The sequence below is a fragment of the Bradyrhizobium guangdongense genome (assembly GCF_006483445.1).
Lineage (GTDB): Bacteria > Pseudomonadota > Alphaproteobacteria > Rhizobiales > Xanthobacteraceae > Bradyrhizobium > Bradyrhizobium guangdongense_A.
This window is the reverse complement of sequence record NZ_PPPT01000130.1, coordinates 1-22,400: the sequence shown is the minus strand read 5'-3', so window position 1 is coordinate 22,400 and position 22,400 is coordinate 1. Positions and strand designations below refer to the sequence as shown.

The window sequence follows — 22,400 nt, the reverse complement described above, 5'->3', positions numbered from 1 at the left end:
GTCGGCCGCGCGTTCGGCCGGGCGGTTCTCTCGCAGCCGGTCACACTCATCCGCCCACCACTGCGAAAGCCGCTTGCGCTCAGCTTCGTACTTCGCACGATTGTAGATGGCGCGAATCTTGTCCTCATCGGCATGGTTCAGCGCGACCTCGACAATGTCCTTGTCGAACTGACCGGACTCGTTGGTCAGCGAACTGAAGGACGTGCGGAAGCCGTGGCTCACGTGGTCGCCCTTTTTCTTGTCCTCTTCGACATCTCCGTATCCGAGACGTCGCAGAGCTGCGTTCAGCGTGTTTTCGCTGATGGACCGCACGGCTAGGCGCTTGACCGGCTGGGGCTCGCTGCCGTCCGCGGTCCTTTTGATGACGCGTTTTGCGTGCATCGCCGGGAATACAAGCTCGCCGTAGCCGTTGACACCGTGCAGCTCGGTCAGCACTTCGACCGCCTGTCGGGACAGGAAGACCGTGTGCGGCTTCCTCATCTTGAGGAATTCTGCCGGCAGTTCAATGCGCGGGTCTTCGCTGAGTCGCTGTACTCCAGCGTCGGCGCCGGTGAAGTCGATGCCGGATATCCAGCTCCATCGCAGGTGTCGAAGCTCGTGGGGCCTCAGCGCGGTCAGGCATATTAGGTTCAGCGCCAACGTCGTTACGCGCCGTCCATTGCGCGACTTGCCCTTGCCACCGCCCGCGCCGCGACCATAAGAGCCGTTGGCGCCCTCGATAGCGCGCAACATCTCGCCGAACGCCCTGGGGTCTGTCACCGCTGCGTGACTCGTGACTTGTTTGGCTGGCAACACCGCACGCTGACGGAGCAAGGCAATCGCCGGGTTGGCGTCTTCGTCCCGGAGCCCTTTGACCGCGGCGAAGTTGAACACGTGCACCAAGATTTCGCGGACCCGGTGGGCGGTATCGAGAATCCCGGCCTTCACGAGCGGTTCGATTGCGCGCACCACGTCAGGTGTCCGGATGGTACGAATGTCGAGAGCACCGAGCACCGGCCGGGCCCTGCCAATCAGATACTCATACTTGCTGATGGTGTCCGCGCTGACCGGCTCGGCGTTTGCGGGCGGGTTGCGGATGCCGTCAAGCCACGCGTCGGACACCCGGTCAAACGTCGTCAAATGCGCTACCGCCGCTTCCTGCTTCGCGGCCTTCCGTGCTGCGCTGGGGTCGGTCCCCGCCTTGACCAGTGCCTTGGCTTCGGCCGCCAGCTCCCGTGCCCGCGCCAAGCCGATATCGGGGTACGTGCCTAGCCCCAGCGTCTTCCGCCGGCCGCCGAACGCGTATTCGAAAATCCAGCGGTGTGCGGCATGGTCTTCGCTCGTGCGCTCAATCAGGAACGACAACCCGCCGCCGCAACCGCGCTTCAGGAGCTTCAACGGCTTCTCTTCGCTGGTCGGACCGGCGGTGCTGTCAACCGTCGGCTTTGGCTTACGCATCTTCGGGAAATCGCGCACCAGCTTCTTAAGCCCCGCGTCCGTCATTCCCTGTCGTGCTGCCGTGCCCATTGACCGGTGCGCCCCCGCCGCTGTCTGCCGGTTACGGTGGTCGAATCCGACCAAACCAGTTCCAGCCGGAATTCCCTACGGTTGTTCCGCCTCGCTGCCAAGGGTCACTTGGCACGTGGCTAGCTCACTGCTCACAGCCAGTTACGACTAGTACGCTGTTTTATAACTGGAAAGATGCGAGCTGAGAGGGGGCTGGCGGTGAGCTATGGCAGGCTAAAGCTTGGTTTGGTGAGCGCGCTGGGGCTCGAACCCAGGACCCCGTGATTAAAAGTCACGGCTTACGGTCTGGGAAAAGTGCACCTCGGGCCTCGCGCGCCGATCTGCAGTCAACTGCAAATCCATACCCCTCGTCCCTCTCGACAAGAGGGGACTAGCGGGCGGCCCCGTCGCGCCGACGATAGCGGATCCTAGCTATCAGCCCGCCACACTCCTTACTGCTACTAGTTGCTGCTACTAGCCCTCCGATTTTTGCAGTTAATTGCAAAACGGCTGGCCCTCAAAGCCTACTTGGGCTTGTGCCGCTCCCTCTGTGTTAAGTTTAACATCGATCCCAACGATTCATTGGACGCTGACCATGACCAGCCGTCAGCTTTTGCGGCAGTATTTGATGGGTGAGATCGAGGCTTGCGAGAACGCCGACGAGCCCAATAAGAAACTGATCGGCCTGCTTTGGACTGCTGTAGATGGCCTAGACAACCTAGATTTCGGCCAAACCGACGAAATTTTTGCTGTGACCAAGAATAGATCTTGGGGGCAATTTCCTGGCCACGCCAGGCGGCTTCAGGCCCTAGCAGTCGGATACGTGCGTCTATTGAAAATGATGGGCTTCTCTATCGGTCAGGCCGAATGTGAAGTTGCAGCAAGATACGGTGTCGAGCCGAATGCGCTCCGACAATGGAAAAAGGCGAAGGTGCTGGACGACCGATTTAGCGAAATCATATCGCGACCGGCATTGCAGTACCGATACCTGCGCGATTTGAACCGTCCACCAAGCCACAAGGGCGTATTCGCAGAAATCGCAAAAGCTGGTCAGCGCTTTCAACACGCGCGAGCCAAGAAATCTCTGCCGAAAACAAAGACCGTAAAAAAATTCAAGTAGTTCTTACCTGGTAGGGACCGATAAAAATCAGGCTTAATGCAAGCCGCAAAGTCCGCCCTTTTTTTCTCGAACATTCGAGCAATGCCTAAGGCGCCGGGCGTGTCGTCGTCAGCAAGGCGCGTAGATGGAATTGCTTGACATCAAAGAAACCGCGAGGAGACTGAACACGTCGCCAGAGCACGTGAGAGGTCTAGTCGAGGACGGACGTCTGCGGTTCGTCAACATAGGGCGAGGCGCGAAGCGCCCGCGCTATCGCTTCACTGACATTGATGTCGCCGATTTCATCGAATCCAATCGCAGGCTTGAGGAAGCTCCGTGTCAGTTTTCAAGGTCAAGAGGAGTCCGTACTACCAATTCGATTTCCAGTTCCGTGGGTGTCGGTTTTACGGCTCAACGGAATGCACGAGTCGCAAAGAGGCAGAAAAGTTCGAAGCTCTAGAGCGAGAGAAGGCAAAGGCATTCACCAAGGCTATGGCGCGGTCACGGAGCTCGCTCTTGATCGACGACGTCGCCGGTCGCCTCTGGAACGATCGCGGCCAGTATGATGCTGATCCGGAGGCAACCTCGACTAACCTCGCGAGGCTTGTCGAATACTTCGGTAAGGCGACGCCGCTCACCGATATCGATCATACCAGGGCCAAGAAACTGGTGGCGTGGCGTCGTGGGCATCGCGTCTCCAGGCGCGGCAAATTGACGAAGGAGCAGATGGGGGCGTTGCCGCTGATCTCCACCGCGACCGTGAACCGCTCCACGATTGCGGTGCTAAGACGGCTCTTTTCATTTGCCAAGGACGAGGGCGCTCGATTTGAACAAGAGCCCAAGTGGCAGGAGCTACTGCTACCGGAGCCGGAGGAGCGGGTTCGAGAGTTGCAGGAAGGAGAAGCCGCCGCGTTCAAGGAGGCAATGCGGTCGGATTATGAGCCATTTTTCGCGTTCGTCGCGGCCAGCGGCATGCGGCAGAAAGAATGCGTTAGCCTCCGCTGGTCGGAGGTGAACTTCGGCACCCGCCAGATAGTTCGCCTCGGCAAGGGTGGCAGGCGCGTTGTTTTCCCAATCACGGATACTATCCGGGAGATCCTTTTTCCCTTGCAGGGACAGCATCAGGAGTTTGTGTTCACCTATGCGGCTGTCTACGGGAATAAGCGGCTCGGACGGGTACGAGGAGAGCGGTATGCCCTTACGATCTCAGGTACCAAGTCGGCGTGGCAGCGGCTGCGAGTGAAGGCAGGCGTTAAAGACTTCCGTTTTCACGACTTCCGGCATGATCTTGGGACCAAAATGCTACGTGAGACCGGTAATCTGAAACTCGTGCAGAAGGCCTTGAACCACCGAGATATCAAGAGCACGCTGCGCTATGCTCACGTCCTCGACTCGGATGTGGCGGAGGCGGTGGAAGCCGTCGCGAAATCCCGGAATGCAAAGTCCCAGACTAAGTCCCAGACTCCCGACCGCGAAGCCAGCTAACCCGCTGCGAGTCCTTGTCGAATGGAAATTCGGCTCCGAGCTTCCAGATGTCGTTTGCGGCAACGCTCGGTCTCGTCGCGTTGGTGCAGATCGGCATGCCGAACCTGTTTGCGTCGCCGGATCATTCTGCGACCGCGCGGATCGCGCTGTGGGGCGGCCGCGAGATCGTCATGCTGCTGCTGGCCTCGCTGATCGCGGGGCTTGCGACCACGCCTTACGCCGCCTTCCATTTCCACCGGGTCACGCCATTCGGCGTGCTCGCCAATCTCGCCGCGATGCCCGTCGTGTCGGCGCTGGTGATGCCAGCCGGATTGCTCGGGCTGCTCGCCGCGCCCTTTGGCCTCGACAGCGTGTTCTGGTGGCTGATGGGCGTCGGCATCGACTGGATGGTTCTGGTCTCGCGCTGGGTGGCGGCACTTCCGGGCGCCATCGGCCGCATCGCCGCGTTCGGGATCGGTCCGCTGATTGCAGCGAGCATCGCCATCATCCTGATGGGGCTGTTGCGCACGCCTCTGCGCTGGTCGGGCGGTATCGTGCTGGCGGCTTCGATTGCCTGGGCGCTGATGGCGCGGCAGCCGGAAATTTTGATCGCCGGTGACGGCCACAGCGTCGCGGTGCGGGGCCGGGACGGACAGTTGCACTTCATCCAGGCCGGCAAGAACGCCTTTCTGGTCAAGGAATGGCTCGCGGCCGATGGCGATGCGCGCAGCGCCGGCGATGCCTCGCTCGGCGACGGCGTGTCCTGTGATGAGGCCGGCTGCGTGACGCCGCTTGCCGACGGCCGCTTCATCGCGCTCTCGCTGCGAGCCGACGCGCTGGCGGAAGACTGCAGCCGCGCAACGCTGGTGGTGACGGCAAAACCGCCAGCACCGGATTGTCCGGCCATGGCGATCGATCGCACACGCCTGCAAAGCCAGGGCGCGCTGGCGCTGTCGCGCAATGGCGACGGCTTTGCCGTGCGCGCCGTCAGGCCGCGAGGCGCAAATCGTCCGTGGTCGCCGGCGATCGCAGGCGACGCCGAATTCGAGACGACGCTGGCGCCGCGGCCGGCCGCATCCCGCAAACAGGACGCGACGCCGTCGGAGGCCGATCTGCAGGCCGAGGATTGAGCGTGTTCAGAGGTACCAGGTCAGCATGGCCTTGAGACTTGCGCGCTCGATGACGGGCAGCGCCACCATCTGGTTCATGCCGGACGCGTAAGCGTGTGCCGCTGCGATCGAGCCATCCTCAGAGAGATTTTCACTGAGCGCGGGCATGCCGGTCGCCCAGGCGCCGCCGATGCTTCCATGGCCCTTGCCGATCGACTTGCCGGCATAGATCGATGCGAGGTCGGCCCTTTCGCTGCAATCGCCGGCGTGGAAGACGAGTCGTGACCGCGTCTCGTCCGGCACCCAGATCTCGAAGCGCCGTGCGATCGGAGTTGCCTGTGCGGACAGGAATGTCAGCACGAACGTCCGGTCGTTCGCGGTGGAATAGGGGATGCCGACGCCGAGATTGATCCCGACCTTGGAGGCATCCTCCCAGCGCAGAAAGCTCTTGGTGTCGTGCAAATCCTTGATGAGCAGCGGCATGCCCGCCTTCCAGGTTCGTCCGGGCAGGCCAAAGCCGCGCGGAAACCTGGTGTGGCGCGAATTGAATTCGAACATGTCGGCGGTACCGTAATAGCCGTCGACGAGGCCCATCTCGTGCGAGACGTCAGGATCGTTGTGCCAGAGTTCGACGGCGCCGACGTGCTGCTCGTCGGCGCCGCAGAACAGCACCATCACGGCCTGCAGAAATTCCCCGGCAAACACCGGCACCGCGACGCCGCAGGTGAGCCCGGCCTCGACCGCTTGATCCGTCCGCTTGAAATAGGAGTTGGCGAATTTGGTGAGAATGACGGGATGGCCGCTCGCCCAGGCCTTGCCGGGAAGCCCCTCGTCATGGCCGAACGTCATGTCCTCGCTGACGGCTTTGAACGCGGACAGACCCTCACCGTAGAGGCCACCGCCGAACGTCAGCCGTGTGCGCGTCCGGTCAGGCACCCAAAGTTCAACGACGCGAATGAAGGTCTTCATCAAGCGTGTCCGCCGCGCAAGCCTCTGTGACAAGCCGCTGCGCAGCATCGGCCATCCCGCGGCAGAACGGAGGTTCAAAAATCAGGCAGCGGAGCCCAAACTTCGTGCTCTCTGAATTGCAAATCATCAGGCGTCGCCGGCAAATACCGGCGATGGCCATTCCCACATGAGGTGCCGCGGCCGCCTTGTCTGCGCGACACGGTCATCGCGCCGCGAGACGCCGGCCTGGGCCGAGGATCGATGCGTCAGCCGATCGGAAGACGCGGCATCGTAACGGGATGCTCGACCTGCTGCTCCGTTGTCTGCGGCGTGTGATCGCCGAGCGGCTGCGTCACCGGCAATTGCAGCACGGTTGCGCGCTGGCCTTCGACGAGCTGCGTTACGAGCACGTATTTGCCGTCGGGGAATTCGATCGCGTCATGGTGGCGATCGGGAATGTGCGGATCGACCTTGCCGAACTTGCCGACGCGCGAGTTGATGGTGCGTGTCCAGATCCAGCGATTGTCGTAACGGACGTTGTCGGCGAAGGCGAGTTCGGTGCCCGGCAAGAGGCAGACGGCAACCGAGAGATCGCGCTCTGACGCAAATCCGCGCGTCGAGGTGCCGCGGAAGGTTGTCGTGACGATCGTCTCACCGACAACAGCGGGACGGGTCGCAACGGCATGCAGGCTGTAGTCACACATCGGAGTGCTCCTCATTCGAGATAGCAAGTCCGCGCCACGCCCCCTAAAGGCGCCGGCCTCTATCAGAGTGGAAGCCCCAGCATATTCCAGTTTGAGGGCGAATCTGCGGCCCGCAGTCGCATCGCCCGATCACAAATTCTTTTCTGACGGTTTTGGAACGAAGCCGCGCCAAATCGGTTTTGCAGCCTTCACCACGATTGGTCGTGATGCGATGTGCGCGATGCCGGGCACAGGAGCATCGAGGAGCGGACCGGCGGTCCGCTCATGTGTTGTGCAGGTCGCAAGTAAGCGCCGAATTTCGCCGCCTGCTCAATACTTCCGGTACAGCCCGATCAGCTTGCCCTGAATCTTCACCCTATTCGGCGGCAGGATGCGCACCTCATAGGCGGTATTGGCGGGCTCCAGCGCAATCGAGGCGCCGCGGCGGCGGAAACGCTTCAAGGTCGCTTCCTCGTCGTCGATCAGCGCCACCACGATGTCGCCGGTATCGGCGCTCTCGTTGCGCTGGATCAGCGCCATGTCACCGTCGAGGATGCCGGCGTCGACCATGGAATCACCGCGCACTTCGAGCGCATAGTGCTCGCCCGAGCCGAGCATGTCGGGCGGTACGCTGATGGTGTGGCTACGGGTCTGCAGCGCCTCGATCGGCGTACCGGCCGCGATCCGGCCCATCACGGGGACCGCCACCGGACGCTCGCCGTCGTCGGCGGGCGCGCTTCCGCTGCGCACCTTGCCGAGATTGCCCTCGATGACGCTCGGCGTGAAACCGCGGCGGTTGGCGCCGGCGGCCTGCAGCTCAGGCAGCTTGATCACTTCGATCGCGCGGGCGCGGTTGGGCAGGCGGCGGATGAAGCCGCGTTCCTCCAGCGCCGTGATCAGGCGATGGATCCCCGATTTCGAGCGCAGATCGAGCGCGTCCTTCATCTCGTCGAAGGAGGGCGGCACGCCGCTTTCCTTCAGCCGTTCGCTGATGAACCGCAGAAGCTCGTATTGTTTGCGCGTTAACATCTCGACCAAATCCCCCGGTTGATGTCGTTCGATTCCGAGACGCTGAACTCAGCGGCGAACCGCTATATGCTCGAAACAAATCATGAACGGACACTATATGTTCGATACATGTTCCGCAACACCTTAATTTACCGTGAACGTCGAGAACTTCGCGCCGAGACGGTCAACAACGCATTCAAACCGGCAGCCGCAGCACCTCGCAAGGCGAGCCTGCCTCGGCCTTCGCTGCGAACGGCGCGCGTACAAGAAGTGCCTGTGCCGCAGCGAGATTCGCGAGCAGCGAGGAATCCTGGTGGTTGACGGGATGGGCGATCAGCGTGCCGTCCGCGTGTTCCTCGAGGCGCGCGCGAAGATAGTCCTCGCGCATATCGTTGGCGCCGATGTCGGAGCCGAGTACGGCGTGTTCGCGGCGGTGGTGAATCACCGCGCGGCCTGCGAGCGCGCGAATCAGCGGCACCATGAACAGGAAGCCGCAGACGTAGGATGAGACGGGATTGCCGGGCAGGCCGATCACGCGCATGGCGCCGAGGCGGCCGTGCATCATCGGCTTGCCGGGCCGCATCGCGATCTTCCAGAACGCCATCGAGATGCCTTCGGCATCGAGCGCGGGCTTGACCAGATCGTGGTCGCCGACCGAGGCGCCGCCGCATGTGATGAGGATGTCGGCGCCGCTATCGCGGCCCCGGCGGATGCCGGCCGTGGTGGCCTCGACCGTGTCGGCGGCAATGCCGAGATCGATCGTGTCGGCGCCCTCAGTTCGTGCAAGCGCATGCAGGGCATAGCCGTTCGAATAGACGATCTGGCCCGCGCCGGGCACAGAACCCGGCATCACCAGTTCGTCGCCGGTTGCGAGGATCGCGACCTTGGGACGGCGGCGAACGGGCAGGCGCGGATAGTTCATGCCGGCGGCGAGTGACAGATGGCGTTCGGTCAGCAGGGTGCCTTGCCGGATGAGCACGTCGCCTTCGCGAAAATCGACGCCGGCGGGACGAATGTGCCGGCCGGGCCGGGCGGCTTCCTTGAGGGTGATGCGGCCATCCGCGGCGACCGTGTCCTCCTGGATCACGACGGCGTCGGCGCCATCGGGGACCACGCCGCCGGTGAAGATGCGGACCGCCTGGCCCGCGCCGACCGTGCCTGCGAACGGCCGGCCGGCCGCGACCTCGCCGATGACGTCGAGCTGTGCATCGACGTTCGCCGCATCGGCCGCGCGCACCGCGTACCCGTCCATCGCCGACATCGCGACCGGCGGCTGCGTGCGCCGTGCCGCCAGGTCGCGCGCCGGCACACGATGCCAGGCCTCGTCGAGCCCAACCGTTTCCTCCGCCACGGGCTCTGCCCCGGCAAGCACGGCGGCAAGCGCGTCAGAAACCGGCATCAGGGCCACGGCAAAGCTCCCGCAAATCGAACGAAGGCGGCAAGCGTTCTAGCCGAGTGCGGGCGGGGAGGCAAAAGGCTCGAGGGCTCCCGCATGGTCCGGCGAGCGGTGATCGTAGCCGTCGTGCAGTCTCACCAAAGCGGCGCGGACTAGATCCGCCGCGCCATCACCCCAAGTACGAGACACACCGGGAGAACGGTCGCCACTCCCAGCACCAGCACGACAAAGGCCGCGGTGAGCATCAGGGCGCTCCTGTTTGATCCTCCGGATCGACGTCGGGCGCTCTGAGACTTTGATCGGTATCGGGCAGTGGGTCGGCCTGGGATTTCAGATCGGCCGCCTTGCTGATCAGCCTGGCGGAGAGCTCCGAATCCGTCGTCGACTTCGCGAATTTGAGGAGGGTGGAGGCTTGTCTGGTGAGATAGGTCTTGCCCAACACGATGATGCATCCGTTGTCGAAATCCCCAACGGAGAGATGAGTCCGAAAGCGGTATTCCGTTCCCGGAACTCTGTACAAAAATGCACAGAGTGAGTTGGTTCCTTAATTTGCGTAAAAAGTTCCAGGGAACCCGGTCGTTCGGCACCGCGGCGGGCCTAGATTCCCAGCGCCTTCAGGGCGTTTCCGACATCGGTCGGTGTCGTCACGTGAACCGCGGTCAAGCCCCGGGCGCGCGCGCCTTCGACATTCTCGGCGAGGTCGTCGAAGAACACGATGCGTTCCGCGGGAATGCCGATTTTCTGCACCACGTGATCGAAGGCTTCTGCATCCGGTTTGCGCAGGCCGATGCTGGAGGAGAGGTAAAGCTCACGGAAATGGCCAAGCACGCCGGCATACTCCCTGGAGAAATATTCCACATGCGGGCGGTTGGTGTTGGAGAAGGCGTAGAGCGGCATGTGCTTGGCCGCGCGCGGCAAGAGGTGCGCAATGTCGGGCATTTCGCCCGCGAAGATCGCGTTCCACCCCTCCAGGAACTGGTCGTGGGAGATCGCGATCCCGAGCCCTGATCGCAGCGAATCGAAATAGGCCTCATCGCTGATCTTCCCGACCTCGTGCTGCCGATAGGCCTCGCCGCGCTCGAACCGCGAGATGATCGCCTCCGGCTTGCAGCCCGCGTGTCCCGCCCAGCAGGCGATTGCCTTGGAGAAATCGATGTCGATCACGACGCGCCCGAGATCGAACAAAAGCGCGTCCGCGCTGCCGGGGGAGAGACGAGGGGAGGTCATTGCGTCCTTTCGGGTCAGTAGCGATAGGGTTCGATGTCGAGCAGTGGGAATGCGCTGAATACGCTCGGCGCGTTCGTCGCGGTCGCCGGATGCAGGCAGGACTTGTTGACCTCGGCAAACGAGGTGGCCCCCAGCAGGCCGAGGCAGCGCAGCACCTCGTCCTCCAGGAGCTCCAGCATCCGCGTCACGCCGGATTCGCCCGCGGCTGCGAGCGCCCAGCACTGCAGGCGGCCGATGCCGACCATGTCGGCACCTGCTGCGATCGCCTTGACGATGTCGGTGCCGCGGCAGAAGCCGCCGTCGACCATGATTTTTGCGCGGCCCTTCACGGCATCCACGATCTCCGGCAGCACATGCATGGCGCCACGGCCGTGATCGAGCTGGCGGCCGCCGTGGTTGGAGACGTAGATCCACTCGACGCCATGGTCGATCGCGATCTGCGCGTCCTCGGCGGTCGCAATGCCCTTGATGATGAGAGGGATCTTGTACTTGTCCTTGACCAGCTTCACGGTCTTCCAGTTCAGGCCCTTCTGGTAGTCGCCGCCGGTGGCGCGCAAGCGGCTCTCGCGAACATAGCGCTTGGCGATGTCACGCTCGCGACGGCTGTAATGGGCGGTGTCGACCGTGAGGCAGAAGCCGGCATAGTTGTGCTTGATCGAGCGGCTGACGACGTCCTCGACGAAGGCGTCGTCGCCGCGGACATAGAGCTGGTAGAAGCGCAGCGCATCGGGGGCGGCTTCCGCGACCTTCTCGAGGCCGGGCTCGGACACCGAGCTCAGCATGTGCGCGGCGCCGAAGCTGCCTGCGCCACGCGCGACGCTGGCAGCACCTTGGGGATCAAAAATCTCGAGCGCGCCGACGGGCGCCAGCACCACCGGCAGGCGCATCTTGCGGCCGAACAGCTCGACGGAGCCGTCGACCTTGCTGACGTCGCGCAGCACGCGCGGGCGGAAGGCGATCTCGTCCAGCGCCATGCGGTTGCGGCGCATCGTGGTCTCGGTCTCGGCCGCGCCGACGATGTAGTCCCAGGCGTTCTGGTTAAGGTTGGAGCGCGCCTTCCGGATGAACTCGTGCAGGTTCTGGAACGGCTCGTCGCTGGCGCCGAGTTCGACATTCCGCTTTTGCCGGTGAGGGGGCGCGTCGTTCATCGTTCTCCTCCAGATTTTTCTTGGATCTTGTTCCATCGCCTATCGCGTCCGGCCGCCGGACACCATCCCAAATTTGCATGGCATCCGGGCCTTCTTCGCAGCGCGGCGGCCTCGTCGGCGTCTTTGCCGCTGACAATGTCCCCTATATCGTGGTGCGGGCTCCACCAAGAAGGGCGCTGCGTCAGGGACACGTCACCGGGAAACCACCATGTCCGATATTCAGTTGTTCTCGCCGGTCTCGATCCGGGATGTGACCCTGCGTAACCGGATCGTGGTGCCGCCGATGCATCAATATTCCGCGGTGAAGGGCTTTCCGACCGACTGGCACCTAATGAATGCGGGCAAGTTCGCCGCCGGTGGTGCGGGCCTCGTGATCGTGGAGTCCACCAAGGTCGAGCGTCGCGGCTGCGGTACCGTCGGCGACCTCGGCATCTGGGACGATTGTTTCATCGAGCCGCTGCGGCGGCTAGCGACCTTCATCCGGCAACAGAATGCGGTGGCCGGAATCCAGCTGGGACATTCAGGCCGTAAAGCGCGCGCCAATCGGCCGTGGGAGGGCGACGGTCCGTTGCAGCGGACAACTGAGATTGATGACTGGGATGCCTGGACGCCGGTGGCTCCGAGTGCGATCGCGCATAGCGAAAAATGGCCGGCACCCCGGGCGCTCGAAACGCAGGAGGTGAAGGATCTTGTCGAGGCTTGGGGGCAGGCGGCGCGACGGGCCGATGCGGCGGGTTTCGATGCGCTCGAGCTCCACGGCGCACACGGCTACCTCGTTCACGAGTTTTTGTCCGAACGCTCCAATCAGCGCACGGATTCGTATGGCGGTTCCGAAGCGAACCGGATGCGCTTCCTCATCGAGGTCGCAGAGGCGGTCCGACAACATTGGCCGGCCGGCAAGCCGCTGTTCGTGCGGCTGTCCGTCGAAGACAATGCCGGCTGGGGGCCGGAGCAGAGCGCGAAACTGGCTGCGATCCTGAAGACGAGGGGCGTCGACGTGATCGACTGCTCGTCGGGAGGAATCACCGACGTCGCGCCGATTCTCGGCAAGGAAATCAAATACAACTACCAGGTGCCGCTCGCCGACTATGTTCGACGTCACGCCGACATCATGACCATGGCGGTCGGGCTGATCATCCACGGCGACCAGGCCGAGCAAATATTACAGAACGGACAGGCGGATCTGATCGCGGTGGGACGGGAAATCCTCAACAATCCCAATTGGCCAATGGATGCTGCCCTCAAAATGGGCGCCGACGGACCCTTCCGGAATGTGCCGCCGCAGTTCGGCTATTGGCTCGGCACCCGTGACAAACGGGGGTTCGGCACCAAGCCATCGACGTGGCAAGTCGGCTTGGACGTCGGTATGGACGTTGGCCATGAAGAAACCCGAAAGCTATTGTGAGAAACGGGCTGGATCGCCATTTGCATGGCGGCTCCCAATCGCCAACGAAAAGGCCAGCTTGTCCATGCGAAAATCCCTGTTGTTCCCCCTCGGCGCGCTGACAGGCGTGTGCCTCACTCTCCTCGTGACCTCTCCGCAAGGCGAGAACTGGATGGCGGTGGCGAGAGCGGCGACGGGCAGCGGCGACAACGCCTATTCGCAGCTCAATCTGTTCGGCGAGGTGTTCGAGCGGGTGAAGGCGAGCTACGTCGAGAAGCCCGACAACGCAAAACTGATCGAAGGCGCCATCAATGGCATGGTGACCTCGCTCGATCCGCATTCGCGCTACATGAACGAAAAGTCGTGGAGCGAGATGCAGGAGACGACGTCCGGCGAGTTCGGCGGGCTCGGCATCGAAGTCACGATGGAAGATGGCCTCGTCAAGGTCGTGGCGCCGATCGACGACACGCCGGCATCCAAGGCCGGGCTGCTCTCCGGCGACCTCATCAGCAAGATCGACGGCGACAACGTTCAGGGCCTGACGCTCGAACAGGCCGTCAACAAGATGAAGGGCCCGGTCGACACCAAGACCAAGCTCACGATTCTGCGCAAGGGTGCCGATGCGCCGATCGACGTCGCGATCACGCGCGAGATCATCCACGTGCGCCCGGTGCGCTATCACACCGAGAACGGCGACATCGGCTATATCCGCGTCACCTCGTTCAACGAGCAGACCACCGACGGCCTGCGCAAGGCGATATCTGCGATCTCCAAGGAGATTCCGCAGGAGAAGCTTGCCGGCTACGTCGTCGACCTCCGCAACAATCCGGGCGGCTTGCTCGACCAGGCGGTCTCGGTGTCGAGCGCATTCCTCGCTCGCGGCGAAGTCGTCTCGACGCGCGGCCGCAATCCGGAAGAGACCCAGCGCTTCACCGCGCATGGCGGCGACCTCACGAAGGGCAAGCCGCTGGTCGTCCTGATCAATGGCGGCTCGGCCTCGGCCTCGGAAATCGTGGCTGGTGCACTGCATGACCACAAGCGCGCGACGCTGATCGGCACGCGCTCGTTCGGCAAGGGTTCTGTGCAGACCATCATTCCGCTCGGCGCCGGCAGCGGCGCGCTGGCGCTGACCACGGCGCGCTACTACACGCCGTCGGGCCGCTCGATCCAGGCCCAGGGCATCGCGCCGGACATCGAGATCCTCCAGGATGTCCCGCCGGAGCTGAAGGGCCGCGTCGACACCATGGCCGAGTCCCAGATGCGCGGCCATCTCTCGGCCGCCGACGGCACCGAGCAGACGGGATCGCAATCCTACGTTCCGCCGGAAGAAAAGGACGACAAGGCGCTGCACGCCGCCTTCGACTTCCTGCACGGCCAGACCGCGAACGCAGCCACGGCTGCGCGACCAACGCCGAAGGCGTCGGTGCCGAACTAAGCCGGGCGAGCGGCATCGTCGGACCGACTGGACGCCATGGAACTTTCCCTGTCCGGTTCGAAGTGTGTTACCGGATCACATGAGCAACTTGACGCCTGCGACGGGGGAACCCGTCGTGGAGGAGAAGCCCGGCAACGAACCCGAAGAGGGATTGACCAGCCGCGCTTTGCGTCTGCGCATTCGCCAGCAGGAACTGCTTGCCGAACTCGGCGTCCTTGCTCTGCAGCGCACGAGCTTCGCCGATATGCTCAATCACACCGCGCGTATGACGGCCGAGGGACTGCGCGCTGAATTCTGCAAGATCATGGAGTACATTCCGGCGGAAAAACGCCTGCTCGTTCGCGCCGGCATCGGCTGGGACGAAGGCGTCGTCGGCAAGGCGACGGTCGGCGCCGATCTGGATTCTCCGGCCGGCTACGCGCTCCAAACGGGCAAGCCCGTGATTTCCAATCACCTCGAAAACGAAGAGCGTTTCCGAACCCCGGGATTGCTCGTGGAGCATGGGATTCGGCGCGCCATGAACGTCATCTTGCAAGGTGACGGCTTGCCATTCGGCGTGCTCGAAGTTGACAGCCGATCAGAAGGCGAGTTCGGCGAGCACGACATCGCCTTCCTCCAGGGGGCCGCGAACATTCTCGGCATGGCGATCGAGCAACAGCAGTATCAGCGAAAGCTGCAGGCCGCACTGGACCGTCATCAGGTCCTGCTCAAGGAGGTCAACCACCGGGTCAAGAACAGTCTCCAGGTGGTATCAAGCATGCTTCATCTGCAGGCGAACGCGGTCGGCGATCCCGCGGTGAGCGAACGGCTCATGGAAGCATCCACCCGAATCTCGGCGGTTGGCCGGGCCTATAATCGTCTCGCGTACAACGCTGACTACGAGAACATCGATCTGGTCGCCTATTTGCGGGAAGTCATTGACGATCTGGAGCCCGCGGTTGCGCCGTGCAAGATCCGGCTCGAAGCTCCCTCGGAAATTCAGTTCGCCGCAGACCGCGCCATTCTTGTTGCGCTGATCATCAACGAGTTGGTGTTGAACGCCGGACGGCATGCCTACCCGGATTCCAAGGATGGAGCTATTCGTCTGCAGCTCATTCCATCCGACGAAGAGACGGTGTCGATTTCGATTCGCGATGACGGTGTGGGGTTTCCCGGCGACTTTGATCCCGCCCGCAGCAAGCGGCTGGGGACGCGCATCGTTCATGCATTGGCAGGTCAGCTTGGGGCCGAGCTGGTCAAGCAAGAAACGACCGTCGGCACTCATTACAGGCTCGTCGCGCCGCTGCATTTCTCGCCCGCAGATTGACCGCGAAGAAGGTTTACGGCGTTCGCCTTGCGATCGTGCTTGCAGCGGTGCGACCTTAGGCTCGTAGTTGATCGTATCTCTAGCCCGCCTCGCGGCGGCGGCTGTCCTGCGCGTTGCGCTGCGCGAGGCGGGAGCGGTGTAGCGCGAACAGGTCCCTGATCTGGTCGGCCGATTTCGCCGCGCTGAACAGATAGCCCTGCATCTCGTTGCAGCCGAGCGCGCGCAGCAGCCGCTGCTGCTCCTCGGTCTCGACGCCTTCCGCCGTCGTCGTCATGCGGCGGGCGGTGGCAAGGCCGACCACGGCCTGCACGATCGAGGACGAGCCGTCGGGGCCCGCGATGTCGTTGACGAAGCAGCGGTCGATCTTGATCTTGTCGAACGGGAAGCGGTGCAGATAGCTCAGCGACGAGTAGCCGGTGCCGAAATCGTCGAGCGCGATCCGTACGCCGATCGCGCGCAACTGGTGCAGGATGGCAAGTGCGGTCTCGTCGTCGCGGATCAGCACGGCCTCGGTGATCTCGAGCTCCAGCCGGCTGGCCGGCAGGTTGGAGGCCGCAAGCGCCGCCATGATCTTCAGCGCCAGCGTCCCGCTCTTGAACTGCACTGGCGAGACGTTGACGGCGAGGCGGATGTCGTCCGGCCAGTTGGCCGCGTCGCGGCAGGCGGTGGCCAGGACCCATTCGCCGATCTCGTTGATCAGGCCGGTGTCCTCGGCGATCGGGATGAATTCGCCCGGCGAGACCATGCCGCGCTCGGGATGGCGCCAGCGCACCAGCGCCTCGCAGCCGGTGATGCTGTCATCCTTCAGGCTCAGGCAGGGCTGGTAGAACACTTCGAGCCCGCCATGGGCGATGGCGTGGCGGAGATCGATCTCGAGCAGCCGCCGCTCCCGCACCCTGGCGTCCATCTCGGGCTCGAACACGCGGTAGGTATGGCGTCCGGCGGACTTGGCAGCGTACATCGCCAGATCGGCATTTTTCAGGATCTGGTCGAGCGCGACGCCGTGCTCCGGCGCGAGCGCGATGCCGATGCTGGCGTCGGTGGTGAGCTGGTGGCCCAGGCAGTCGAAGGGCTGGCGGATGGCGTCGAAGACGCGGCCGACGAGATCGGTGATGCGATCGGGCGAGGTCACTGCACGCTGGACGATCGCGAATTCGTCGCCGCCGAGCCGGGCCACGAAATCGCCTTCGCCGGCGCAACGGCTGAGGCTCGCCGCGATCGCTTTCAACAGCTCGTCGCCGACGAGATGGCCGAGCGCATCGTTGACGCCCTTGAACTCGTCGATATCAATGTAGTGCACCGCGACCTGCTCATCGTCGGTGATCGTCGCCAGCTCGTGCCGCAGATGTTCGTGGAACATCGCGCGATTCGGCAGATCGGTCAGCGCGTCGTAGTGCGCCAGATGGGTGATCCGCTCCTCGATGCGCCGCCGCTCGGTGATGTCTTCATGGGTCGCGACCCAGCCGCCGTCCGCCAGCGGCTCGTTGACGATCTGGATCGAGCGGCCGTCCGAGGTGTCGACGACCATCGCATTGCGCAGGTGGATGTCGCGCAGCACGAGCGCGACGTATTTGTCGACATTGCCGGTGAAGGAGCCGGTGGCCTTGCGATGCGCGATGATGTCGCGGAAGCTGCAGCCTGGTTTCACCACGTCGGCTGAGAGCCCGTACATGTCCAGATAGCGCTGGTTGCAGACGATGAGCCGCTGCGAGGCGTCGAACAGCAGCAGGCCCTGGGTCATGTTGTTGACGGCGCGATCGAGGCGCTGCTTCTCCAGCGTCAGCCGGTCGCGCGATGCGCGATGTTGCTGCAGCAATTTGCGCACCACCGAGGTCAGGAGTCCGGCAATGACGAGCGCACAGGCCACCGCAACCGAGATCAGGACGCCGATCTGCTCGCGCCAGTCCGCGAGCGCCGACGCCGTGGTCGTCGTGGCGACGATCAGGATCGGGAAATGGGGCAGCGCGTGCGACGAGATCAGGCGGTCCTGTCCGTCGACCGGATTGACGAAGCGGCCGGCAAAGCGGTCGACCTCGAACAGCCGCTGCTGGATGCGAGAGCCGTTCCGGTAGTTCCGTCCCATGACGTCGTCGAGATGGGGGAAGCGTGCCAGCAGGGTTCCATCGCGATGGAGCATGCTGATCGTGGCGCCTTCGCCGAGCGTGACGGAGGAGAAGAACTTCTCGAAGTTCGCGGGCTCGATGCCGCGTCCGACGACGCCGAGGAATTCGCCTGTCGGCCCCAGAACCTTGCGAATGATCAGGATCGTCCAGGCGCCGGACACGCGGCTGTTGACCGGTTCGATCAGCACATCAGGGGCGTTCGGATCGTATTTGAAGGTTCTGAAATAGGCGCGGTCGGCCACGCTCACCTTCGGCGCGGGCCAGGCGACCGACGAGTTGATCAGATTGCCGTCGACATCGATGACGTTGACGCCGCCCATATAGGGCAATGCCTCGATCTTCGAGCGCAGCATCTGGTGGATGTCCCGCGTGGAGAGCCGCTTGCGGTAGTCCTCGGCGCTCGCAACGCCGCTCGCGCGCACGTAGTCGATGAAGTCCTTCTGGATGACCGCAAAGTCCTGGAGCTGCTGATCGAAATGTTGGGAGAGCAGCAGCGCGGTGTTTTCCAGTTCGCGCGCGCTGTTGCGCAAGGCGCGGTCGCGAAAGTTTTGCGCCATCAGCGTCGCACCGATCGCGATCGCCGCGATCAGCAGAACGCCGCCCACGACGAGCCAGCGGATCGGTCCGCTGCGGGTCAGGAAGTTTCGATCGAGGAGGCGGCTGCCGTATCCCGTCATATCAAGAAATCACTGTCGTGCACACGCCAGGATCAGTTCTTGAGCCCGGTACACCCGCACGTTTACGGGGTCGGTATGGAGGTGGGGTTAGGAAGTGCGGTTAATGCGCGATGAATCGAAATGAGCGAATGCGCCTCATGCGCCCGATGCAAGCTGAGCAGGACTTGCCGGAGGGGCGCACGCTGCCGGTCACATCTTGCCGGTCGGAGTCATGTCAACCCAGGCTTAACCATCTAACTCACTGGAACCGCTCGACGCCGCATTGGCACGGCATTTGCGAACGATCCTCGCGTCACGCAGAGAGGATGGAACAATGAAAAACACATTGAAGAACTTTTGGGCCGATGAGTCAGGCGCAACGGCGATCGAGTACGGCCTCATTGCGGCCGGCATCGCGCTTGCGATCATTGCCGTGGTCAACAACCTCGGCTCGACACTGAAGCTGAAATTCGGATCGATCAGTTCGTCGCTCAAGTGAAGCCGCGCTCAAGCGATGTAGTGGCCCGACTTGCCGCCCTTCTTCTCGACCAGATGAATGCCCTCGATGCGCACCCCGCGCTCGACCGCCTTGATCATGTCGTAGACGGTGAGGCAGGCGACTGAGACGGCCGTGAGCGCCTCCATCTCGACGCCGGTCGGGCCGGTGACCTTGACGCTCGCGCGCACGAGGCAGCCCGGCAGCTTTTCGTCGGGCTCGATGTCGAGGGTGACCTTCGACAGCGCCAGCGGATGGCAGAGCGGAATCAGCTCCGAGGTGCGTTTGGCCGCCATGATGCCGGCGATGCGGGCGGTGCCGAGCACGTCGCCTTTCTTGGCGTTGCCGGAGACGATCAGCTTCAGCGTCGCCTTGCTCATGATCACGCGGCCTTCGGCGACCGCAAGGCGCTCGGTGGCCGGCTTGTCCGACACGTCGACCATCCGCGCTTCGCCGGAGGCGCCGATATGGGTGAGGGCGGGGCTTGTCCTCGGCTTGCGCGCCATCTCAGCGCGTACCCGTGGCGAGAGGCGCAGCCTCGCGCGCGAGCAGGGTGCGCGTCGCGGCGGTGACGTCGGCCTGCCGCATCAGGCTCTCGCCGACCAGGAAGGTCGACATGCCGACGCGCGCGAGGCGCGCGAGATCCGCAGGCGTGAAGATGCCGCTCTCGCCGACCATAAGACGGTCCTGCGGGATCAACGGCGCCAGCGCCTCGCTGGTCGCAAGCGTGGTCTCGAAGGTGCGGAGGTTGCGGTTGTTGACGCCGATCATCGGCGACCGCAGCTTGAGCGCGCGATCGAGTTCTGCGCGGTCGTGGATCTCGATCAGCACGTCCATGCCGTAGCCGATCGCCGCGTCTTCAAGATCCTTGGCTGTGGCGTCATCGAGCGCCGCCATGATGATCAGAATGCAGTCGGCGCCGTGCGCGCGGGCTTCCGCGACCTGATAGGTGTCGAACAAAAAATCCTTGCGCAGGACGGGCAGCGCAGTTGCCGCGCGCGCGGCGACCATGAAATCCAGATGCCCCTGGAACGACGGCGTGTCCGTCAGCACCGACAGGCAGGCCGCGCCACCGGCCTCATAGGCCTTTGCGAGCAGCGGCGGATCAAAATCGGCGCGGATCAGGCCCTTGGAGGGCGAGGCCTTCTTGATCTCCGCGATCAGCCCGTACTCGCCAGTGGCGAGCTTGCTCCTGATCGCGCGCAAAAAGCCGCGCGGCGCCGGCGCCGTCTTGGCACGAGCATCCACGTCAGAAAACGGATGCGCACGCTTCGCGGCCGCGATCTCCTCGCGCTTGTAGGCCTCGATCTTGGTCAGGATATCCGACATGAAGAGCTCAGCTATTGGAGACGGCGACGAGGTGCTTGAGCCGTGCGGCGGCCGCGCCGCTGTCGAGCGACTTTGCGCCGATTGCAACGCCTTCCTTCAGGTCCTTGGCGCGGCCGGCCACGACCAGTGCGGCGGCCGCGTTGAACAGCGCGACGTCGCGATAAGGGCTGGGACGGCCGTCGAGCACGCTCTGCAGCGCGATCGCGTTGGCATCGGCATCGCCGCCCTTCAGCGCGCCCGCGTCGCAGAGCGGCAGGCCCGCATCCGCCGGGCTGATCTCAAAGCTCTTGATCTCGCCGTTCTGGAGCGAGCTGACGAAGGTCGGGCCGGTCAGCGTGATCTCGTCGAGCCCGTCGGAGCCGTGCACGACCCAGACGGATTCCGAGCCGAGGTTTTTCAGCACCTGCGCGAGCGGCTGCACCCATTGCCGCGAGAACACGCCGACCATCTGCCGCTTGACGCCGGCGGGATTGGACAGCGGCCCGAGCAGGTTGAAGATGGTGCGGGTGGCGAGCTCGACGCGGGTCGGCCCGACGTTCTTCATGGCGGGGTGATGCGCCGGCGCGAACATGAAGCCGATGCCGCACTCCTTGAGGCAACGGCCGACCTGCTCGGGCTTGAGGTCGATCTTGACGCCGAGCGAGGCCAGCACGTCGGCGGCACCCGAGCGCGACGACAGCGCGCGGTTGCCGTGCTTGGCGACGGGGATGCCGGCGCCCGCCACGATGAAGGCGGCGCAGGTCGAGACGTTGACCGAGCCGGAGCCGTCGCCGCCGGTGCCGACGATGTCGACGGCCTCGGGGGGCGCGGTCACGCGCAGCATCTTGGAGCGCATCGCCGACACCGCGCCGGTGATCTCGTCCACGGTCTCGCCGCGCACGCGCAACGCCATCAACAGCCCGCCCATCTGCGAGGGCGTGGCCTCGCCCGACATCATGGCGTCGAAGGCGGAAGCGGCTTCGTCACGCGACAGGCTGGCGCCGGTCGCGACTTTTCCGATAATCGATTTCAGGTCGTCCATCGCGTGCTTTCAACTGATTACTGGTTGTTCGCGCCTGTCACTTGCAGGAAGGCGGCCTGATTGATCGTGGTTCCGATATCGTTCTGGATCTTGGTGACGTAGGCCGCGACCTGCTCGTCGGTGAGCGAACGGTCGAGGGTCTCCTTCAATTTCTTGATCGGGTCGGAGGCGAGGTCAACCTGCGGGTCGACGATGTCGGTCACGCGGAAGACGAAGACGTCGCTGCCGCCGGTGGCCGCGGTCTGGCCAACGCCGTCCTTGGCGGTGCGGAAGGCCGCATTGACGAGGCTCGTCGGCACGCCGGCCGGCTGATCGTCGCGCTTGAAGCCGGTGGCGGTCTCGACCTTGAGGCCGGCGCTTGCTGCTTCGTCGGCGAGCTTGCCGCCTTGCCCGAGCTTCTGGACCATCTCGGTCGCCTTGGCCTTGAGCTTGGTTGCGATCTGGTCCTCGCGCCAGCGCGCCTCGACCTGGTCGCGGACCTCGTCGAGGCCGCGCTCGCGCGAGGGCGTGATGGCGAGCACGTCGTACCAGACATAGCCGCCGCGGAAGGAGATCGGATCATTGTCGACGCCGACGTCGCTGTTGAACGCCTGCGAGACCACATCGAGGCCTTGCGGGATGTTGGCGAGCGGCTGACCGTTCGGCGCGCGGCCGGAGCGATCCACGGCATCGATCGTCACGGCCGTGAGACCAAGCTTCTGCGCCGCGTCGACGACGCTGGAGCCGCCGCCGCGCTCGTCCTCCATCTTGTCGCGCAATTCCGAGACTTTTGCGCGGGCCCGCTCGGTGGCGAGCTCGCGCTTGATGTCGGCGGCGACGCTGGCGTAGTTCGGCTCGACGGCCGGCTCGATCTTGTCGACCTTGACCAGCGCCGTGCCGAAGCGGCCCTGCACGGGCTCGCTGATCTCGCCCGCGGGCAAGGTGAAGGCGGCATCGCCGACGGCGGGGTCGAGGATCGCGGACTTCGTCACGAGGCCAAGATCGGTATCACCGGCGTTGAGCCCGCGCTCCTTGGCAAGGTCTTCAAACGAAAGGCCGCCGGTCAGGCGGGTGCGCGCGGCCTGCGCCTCCTCGACCGTCGGG

The 22,400-nt window shown here is 63.9% G+C and carries 20 protein-coding genes, 1 tRNA gene and 1 pseudogene; 8 read left to right on the top strand and 14 right to left on the bottom strand.

The features are described from left to right. Positions 1-1,506: tyrosine-type recombinase/integrase (locus tag C2U70_RS18960; protein ID WP_140979946.1), on the bottom strand; the 1,506-nt coding region annotated here is incomplete at its 3' end. Positions 1,507-1,732: 226 nt separating this feature from the next. Continuing rightward, positions 1,733-1,823, bottom strand: a tRNA-Lys gene (locus C2U70_RS18955). Between the two features lie 257 nt (positions 1,824-2,080). Here C2U70_RS18955 and C2U70_RS18950 point away from each other — a divergent pair. From C2U70_RS18950 to C2U70_RS18935, 4 genes and pseudogenes are all read left to right on the top strand, one after another. Then, positions 2,081-2,605: a hypothetical protein gene (locus C2U70_RS18950; protein WP_140979945.1), complete on the top strand. Its 525-nt coding sequence runs from the start codon at positions 2,081-2,083 to the stop codon at positions 2,603-2,605. A gap of 124 nt (positions 2,606-2,729) precedes the next feature. After that, positions 2,730-3,044, top strand: a complete 315-nt coding sequence (locus tag C2U70_RS33870) for a helix-turn-helix domain-containing protein (protein WP_140979944.1) — start codon at positions 2,730-2,732, stop codon at positions 3,042-3,044. Between the two features lie 56 nt (positions 3,045-3,100). After that, positions 3,101-4,069 (top strand): tyrosine-type recombinase/integrase, encoded by a 969-nt coding sequence (locus C2U70_RS18940; protein WP_246666792.1) that lies wholly within the window; start codon positions 3,101-3,103, stop codon positions 4,067-4,069. A 35-nt stretch (positions 4,070-4,104) separates the two neighbouring features. After that, positions 4,105-5,178 (top strand): annotated as a pseudogene (locus C2U70_RS18935) (ComEC/Rec2 family competence protein); the annotation flags it as partial. Positions 5,179-5,184: 6 nt separating this feature from the next. Here C2U70_RS18935 and C2U70_RS18930 read toward each other — a convergent pair. From C2U70_RS18930 to C2U70_RS18900, 7 genes are all read right to left on the bottom strand, one after another. Next, entirely contained in the window at positions 5,185-6,126 is a 942-nt protein-coding gene (locus tag C2U70_RS18930; protein ID WP_140979941.1) for a GAF domain-containing protein, read from the bottom strand. 245 nt (positions 6,127-6,371) lie between these two features. Beyond that, entirely contained in the window at positions 6,372-6,809 is a 438-nt protein-coding gene (locus C2U70_RS18925) for a hypothetical protein (protein WP_140979940.1), read from the bottom strand. Between the two features lie 309 nt (positions 6,810-7,118). Next, entirely contained in the window at positions 7,119-7,817 is a 699-nt protein-coding gene (gene lexA / locus C2U70_RS18920) for a transcriptional repressor LexA (protein WP_140979939.1), read from the bottom strand. 175 nt (positions 7,818-7,992) lie between these two features. Next, positions 7,993-9,204, bottom strand: a complete 1,212-nt coding sequence (locus C2U70_RS18915; RefSeq protein WP_140979938.1) for a molybdopterin molybdotransferase MoeA — start codon at positions 9,202-9,204, stop codon at positions 7,993-7,995. Between the two features lie 232 nt (positions 9,205-9,436). Next, positions 9,437-9,634, bottom strand: a complete 198-nt coding sequence (locus tag C2U70_RS18910; RefSeq protein WP_140979937.1) for a hypothetical protein — start codon at positions 9,632-9,634, stop codon at positions 9,437-9,439. 155 nt (positions 9,635-9,789) lie between these two features. Further along, on the bottom strand, positions 9,790-10,419 hold the full coding sequence (locus C2U70_RS18905; RefSeq protein ID WP_140979936.1) for an HAD-IA family hydrolase: 630 nt from the start codon (positions 10,417-10,419) through the stop codon (positions 9,790-9,792). A gap of 14 nt (positions 10,420-10,433) precedes the next feature. Beyond that, positions 10,434-11,567 (bottom strand): alpha-hydroxy acid oxidase, encoded by a 1,134-nt coding sequence (locus C2U70_RS18900; RefSeq protein WP_140979935.1) that lies wholly within the window; start codon positions 11,565-11,567, stop codon positions 10,434-10,436. A 208-nt stretch (positions 11,568-11,775) separates the two neighbouring features. Here C2U70_RS18900 and C2U70_RS18895 point away from each other — a divergent pair, with 208 nt between their 5' ends. The 3 genes from C2U70_RS18895 to C2U70_RS18885 all read left to right on the top strand — a co-directional run bounded on the left by C2U70_RS18895 (position 11,776) and on the right by C2U70_RS18885 (position 15,692). Beyond that, a complete protein-coding gene (locus C2U70_RS18895; RefSeq protein ID WP_140979934.1) occupies positions 11,776-12,972 on the top strand; it encodes an NADH:flavin oxidoreductase/NADH oxidase in 1,197 nt (398 codons plus the stop codon). A 64-nt stretch (positions 12,973-13,036) separates the two neighbouring features. Beyond that, entirely contained in the window at positions 13,037-14,386 is a 1,350-nt protein-coding gene (locus C2U70_RS18890) for a S41 family peptidase (RefSeq protein WP_140979933.1), read from the top strand. 115 nt (positions 14,387-14,501) lie between these two features. Then, entirely contained in the window at positions 14,502-15,692 is a 1,191-nt protein-coding gene (locus C2U70_RS18885; RefSeq protein WP_186294352.1) for a sensor histidine kinase, read from the top strand. 79 nt (positions 15,693-15,771) lie between these two features. Here C2U70_RS18885 and C2U70_RS18880 read toward each other — a convergent pair whose 3' ends face one another. After that, positions 15,772-18,492, bottom strand: coding sequence for a bifunctional diguanylate cyclase/phosphodiesterase (locus C2U70_RS18880; protein WP_140979931.1), 2,721 nt, complete (start codon positions 18,490-18,492; stop codon positions 15,772-15,774). 313 nt (positions 18,493-18,805) lie between these two features. Here C2U70_RS18880 and C2U70_RS18875 point away from each other — a divergent pair, with 313 nt between their 5' ends. Then, a complete protein-coding gene (locus C2U70_RS18875; protein WP_140979930.1) occupies positions 18,806-18,970 on the top strand; it encodes a Flp family type IVb pilin in 165 nt (54 codons plus the stop codon). A gap of 8 nt (positions 18,971-18,978) precedes the next feature. Here C2U70_RS18875 and moaC read toward each other — a convergent pair whose 3' ends face one another. The 4 genes from moaC to C2U70_RS18855 all read right to left on the bottom strand — a co-directional run. Continuing rightward, positions 18,979-19,473, bottom strand: coding sequence for a cyclic pyranopterin monophosphate synthase MoaC (gene moaC / locus C2U70_RS18870; protein WP_140979929.1), 495 nt, complete (start codon positions 19,471-19,473; stop codon positions 18,979-18,981). A gap of 1 nt (position 19,474) precedes the next feature. Continuing rightward, on the bottom strand, positions 19,475-20,296 hold the full coding sequence (trpC, locus tag C2U70_RS18865; protein WP_140979928.1) for an indole-3-glycerol phosphate synthase TrpC: 822 nt from the start codon (positions 20,294-20,296) through the stop codon (positions 19,475-19,477). Between the two features lie 7 nt (positions 20,297-20,303). Continuing rightward, complete coding sequence (gene trpD / locus C2U70_RS18860) at positions 20,304-21,317, bottom strand: anthranilate phosphoribosyltransferase (RefSeq protein ID WP_140979927.1); 1,014 nt, start codon at positions 21,315-21,317, stop codon at positions 20,304-20,306. A 17-nt stretch (positions 21,318-21,334) separates the two neighbouring features. Continuing rightward, positions 21,335-22,400: peptidylprolyl isomerase (locus C2U70_RS18855; RefSeq protein WP_186294351.1), on the bottom strand; the 1,066-nt coding region annotated here is incomplete at its 5' end.

Excerpts from the sequence above, each read along its gene's own strand:
- C2U70_RS18925 (WP_140979940.1), bottom strand. The coding sequence starts at position 6,809 with ATGTGTGACTACAGCCTGCATGCCGTTGCGACCCGTCCCGCTGTTGTC.
- C2U70_RS18890 (WP_140979933.1), top strand. The coding sequence starts at position 13,037 with ATGCGAAAATCCCTGTTGTTCCCCCTCGGCGCGCTGACAGGCGTGTGC.
- C2U70_RS33870 (WP_140979944.1), top strand. The coding sequence starts at position 2,730 with ATGGAATTGCTTGACATCAAAGAAACCGCGAGGAGACTGAACACGTCG.
- moaC (WP_140979929.1), bottom strand. The coding sequence starts at position 19,473 with ATGGCGCGCAAGCCGAGGACAAGCCCCGCCCTCACCCATATCGGCGCC.
- C2U70_RS18875 (WP_140979930.1), top strand. The coding sequence starts at position 18,806 with ATGAAAAACACATTGAAGAACTTTTGGGCCGATGAGTCAGGCGCAACG.
- C2U70_RS18950 (WP_140979945.1), top strand. The coding sequence starts at position 2,081 with ATGACCAGCCGTCAGCTTTTGCGGCAGTATTTGATGGGTGAGATCGAG.
- C2U70_RS18895 (WP_140979934.1), top strand. The coding sequence starts at position 11,776 with ATGTCCGATATTCAGTTGTTCTCGCCGGTCTCGATCCGGGATGTGACC.
- C2U70_RS18905 (WP_140979936.1), bottom strand. The coding sequence starts at position 10,419 with ATGACCTCCCCTCGTCTCTCCCCCGGCAGCGCGGACGCGCTTTTGTTC.
- lexA (WP_140979939.1), bottom strand. The coding sequence starts at position 7,817 with ATGTTAACGCGCAAACAATACGAGCTTCTGCGGTTCATCAGCGAACGG.
- C2U70_RS18930 (WP_140979941.1), bottom strand. The coding sequence starts at position 6,126 with ATGAAGACCTTCATTCGCGTCGTTGAACTTTGGGTGCCTGACCGGACG.
- C2U70_RS18900 (WP_140979935.1), bottom strand. The coding sequence starts at position 11,567 with ATGAACGACGCGCCCCCTCACCGGCAAAAGCGGAATGTCGAACTCGGC.
- trpC (WP_140979928.1), bottom strand. The coding sequence starts at position 20,296 with ATGTCGGATATCCTGACCAAGATCGAGGCCTACAAGCGCGAGGAGATC.
- trpD (WP_140979927.1), bottom strand. The coding sequence starts at position 21,317 with ATGGACGACCTGAAATCGATTATCGGAAAAGTCGCGACCGGCGCCAGC.
- C2U70_RS18880 (WP_140979931.1), bottom strand. The coding sequence starts at position 18,492 with ATGACGGGATACGGCAGCCGCCTCCTCGATCGAAACTTCCTGACCCGC.